The sequence below is a fragment of the Albidovulum sp. genome, assembly GCF_049646345.1.
Classification (GTDB): domain Bacteria; phylum Pseudomonadota; class Alphaproteobacteria; order Rhodobacterales; family Rhodobacteraceae; genus Albidovulum.
This window is the reverse complement of record NZ_JBARVQ010000318.1, coordinates 1-2,534: the sequence shown is the minus strand read 5'-3', so window position 1 is coordinate 2,534 and position 2,534 is coordinate 1. Positions and strand designations below refer to the sequence as shown.

General features: G+C 61.2%; 2 protein-coding genes and 1 pseudogene. 1 reads left to right on the top strand and 2 read right to left on the bottom strand.

Translation table 11 applies throughout. The features are described from left to right. Positions 1 to 443 (top strand): annotated as a pseudogene (locus tag WBB85_RS08090) (aminotransferase class V-fold PLP-dependent enzyme); the annotation flags it as partial. Between the two features lie 21 nt (positions 444 to 464). Here WBB85_RS08090 and WBB85_RS08085 read toward each other — a convergent pair. After that, complete coding sequence (locus WBB85_RS08085; RefSeq protein WP_432638110.1) at positions 465 to 1,205, bottom strand: glutamine amidotransferase; 741 nt, start codon at positions 1,203 to 1,205, stop codon at positions 465 to 467. A 4-nt stretch (positions 1,206 to 1,209) separates the two neighbouring features. After that, positions 1,210 to 2,373 (bottom strand): M20 aminoacylase family protein, encoded by a 1,164-nt coding sequence (locus WBB85_RS08080; protein ID WP_432638109.1) that lies wholly within the window; start codon positions 2,371 to 2,373, stop codon positions 1,210 to 1,212. Positions 2,374 to 2,534: the final 161 nt, after the last annotated feature.

Here is a 2,534-nt window from a genome sequence, read left to right as displayed (position 1 = left end):
TCATTACTGCGCGCAATGCCGAACTGACCGAATTTGGCCTGAAAGCGCTCGACGGCAATCCAGCCATCGCGATCCTCGGCGGTGTCCGGAGCGACCGCTTGCCGATCTTCTCTGTCATCCTTGCGGACAGCATGGAACGTCACTTCGATTACCAGTTGTTCACGCGGGCACTCAGCGATCTCTATGGCGTTCAGGTCCGGGGCGGTTGCGCCTGCGCCGGCCCTTATGTGCATCGACTGCTCAACATCGGCGACGAAAGATCAAAGACGATGCGTCAGAAGATTCTTGCCGGAGATGAAAGCGACAAGCCGGGCTTTGTGCGGTTTAATCTGAGTGTTCTGATGACTGACGAGGAAGCCAGTTTCGTCCTCTTCGCCATCAATGAAACTGCGGCGAAGTGGCAAAGCATCCAACTTTGGTACAAAAGCCAAGCTGCCGCGTAGCAGGCGGCAAGAACTTGTGACTCAGGTCGTGCGATAGCGCGCCACGAACCGCCGCAGCAAATGCTCGGGCATGGCTACATCCGCCGCGCGACACATGTCGATCAGACTGTCCGCGGCCTCGGGCGGAAAGTAACCCCTTTCGCGATAGACCCTGATGCGCGTTTCGAACCCTGCGGCATCGGCCTCGGGGTGAAACTGCGTGGCGTAGACATTTTCGCCGTAGCGGATCATCTGATAGGGACACGGGTCCGAGGCCAGAAGGTGAACACAGCCATCCGGCAAGGCGTCAAGAGCTTCCTTGTGGCCGACAAACGCCTGAAATTCCTGTGGAAATCCCTCAAGAAGCGGATCCGATGCGCCGGCTTCGGTCAGCTTGCAAAGGGTCGCGCCGACGCCTTCGCCATGATGATCCTTGGTCACCGGCGCGCCCAGATGGTGCGCCAGAACGCCAATGCCATAGCAGCAACCCATGAAGGGGAAGTCACGCGCGGTGATGTCCGGCATCAGCCCCAGCACGGCCGCTTCGATCCGGGCTTCAACGGCTGACTTTTTGTCCGGCGGGTCCGAAACACAGCCCGGACCGCCGCCGACGATAACGCCCGACAGGTCGTCAAGCTGCATCCCACCGGGAAGACCCTCGCGATCCAGTCGGACGCGGATAACCTCGTCCTGCCGCAGCCCTGATTTGCGCAGGATCGCATCGAATTCATCGTCGGCGGCCTCGGTTTCGGGCCGGAGTTGCAGGATCAGGAAGGGTTTCAAGGTCTCAGGCCGCAGGCATCCGGGTCTCGACGATTTCGGCCCACCATGAACAGCCCGCCGGGATCGCCTCGTCGCTGAAGTTATAGGCCGGATGGTGCACCATCGCGGTATCGCCGTTGCCGACGAGGATGTAGGCCCCGGGGCGTTCCTCGAGCATATAGGCGAAATCCTCGCCGCCCATGATCAGCGGGGCTTCGTCGCAGGCGCCAGACACCTTGCGCGCGACCTCGGCGGCAAATTCGGTCTGCTCCTCGTGATTGATCATCACAGGATAGCCCTTCATGTAGTTGATCGTCGCCACCGCGCCATGGGCCTCGGCGGTGGCCTCGACCAGCTTGTGCAGCCTCTTTTCCGCAAGTGCCCGAACACCGTTGTCCAAGGTCCGCACAGTCCCCTTCAAATGCACGCGCTGCGCGATAACATTGAAGGCTTTCGACGAGGTTTCGAACGAAGTCACCGAGACGACGATCTGATGCACCGGATCGACGTTGCGGCTGGCGATGGTTTGCAGAGCCAGAACGACATGGCTTGCAACAACCGTGCTGTCGATCGTGTCATGCGGTTTGGCGGCATGGCCGCCCCTGCCCTCGATCGTGATCTCGAAATTGTCCGTCGCTGCAAAGAATGCTCCGGGGCGGATCGCGAAGGATCCAAGCGGGCGGCCCGGCCAGTTGTGCATGCCATAGACTTCCTGAATGCCCCAGCGGTCCATCATGCCATCGGCGCACATTTCGCGCCCGCCGCCGCCGCCTTCTTCCGCAGGTTGGAAGATGACGACAACCGTGCCATCGAAATTCCGCGTTTCGGCCAGGTATTTCGCGGCCCCGAGAAGCATGGCGGTGTGCCCGTCATGGCCGCAGGCATGCATGGCGCCGGGCGTTTTCGACGCATAGTCCAGGCCGGTCGTCTCTTCGATCGGCAGAGCATCCATATCCGCGCGCAGCCCGATGACCTTGCCGGATGTATCGCGCTTGCCCCGGATGACGCCGACAACGCCCGTGCGCCCGATGCCGGTTGCCACTTCATCGCAGCCGAACTGATCCAAGAGATCCGCCACCCGCGCCGCGGTGCGATGCGTTTCAAACAGAATCTCGGGGTGCGCGTGGAAATCCTGCCGCCATTCGGTGATTTCGGGCAAGAGTTCGGCAAATCGGTTCTTCACGGGCATGGGGCACCTTTGGCTCTCTGGGATGAAGTCTGATTCTGTCGCAGCCGTCCGGGACACACAACCCCTTCATTGCCGCGGCAATCGCTACCGACGTGACCGCACTGATTGGTGCAGAGGTGGTCCTGCCCCCTACAACGCAGGGCCGGGGACCAGCCTTGTCC

Excerpts from the sequence above, each read along its gene's own strand:
- WBB85_RS08080 (WP_432638109.1), bottom strand. The coding sequence starts at position 2,373 with ATGCCCGTGAAGAACCGATTTGCCGAACTCTTGCCCGAAATCACCGAA.